The sequence below is a fragment of the Arthrobacter sp. JCM 19049 genome (genome assembly GCF_001310435.1).
Genome location: NZ_BAXF01000874.1, coordinates 1 through 630, shown reverse-complemented (window position 1 = coordinate 630; position 630 = coordinate 1). Strand labels below are relative to the sequence as shown.

The window sequence follows — 630 nt, the reverse complement described above, 5'->3', positions numbered from 1 at the left end:
GGTGTGCTGCACGATGGACAGGGCGGTTTCCAGCCCGGTCATGCCCATCGCGGCGGCCCCCCATTCGCAGTCCTTGGATTCGGCCGGGTGCGGGGCGTGGTCGGTGCCGATCATGTCGATGGTGCCATCGGCCACCCCGGCGCGCAGCGCCATGACGTCCGCTTCGCGGCGCAGAGGCGGGTTGACCTTGTAGACCGGGTCGAAGCTGCGTACCTTCTCATCGGTGAGCAGCAGGTGGTGCGGGGTGACCTCCGCGGTGACCTGGATGCCGCGGGCTTGGCCCAGCGGATGATTTCCACGCTACCGGCGGTGGAGACGTGGCACACGTGCAGGCGGGCGCCGACGTGTTCGGCCAGCAGCACGTCGCGGGCGATGATCGACTCCTCCGCCACGGCCGGCCAGCCGGCCAGGCCGAGCACGGCCGAGACTTCGCCCTCGTTCATCTGCGCGCCCTCGGTCAGCCGCGGTTCCTGGGCGTGCTGGGCGATCACCCCGTCGAAGGCCTTGACGTATTCCAGGGCCCGGCGCATCAGCAGCGGGTCAAACACGCAGATCCCGTCATCGGAGAACATGCGCACCTTCGCCCGGGAGTCGGCCATCGCGCCGATCTCGCTCAGCTGCTTGCCGGCC

1 pseudogene is annotated in these 630 nt (G+C 69.7%); it reads right to left on the bottom strand.

From position 1 onward, the window contains the following. Nucleotides 1–630: pseudogene (locus JCM19049_RS16855) on the bottom strand (dihydroorotase); the annotation flags it as partial.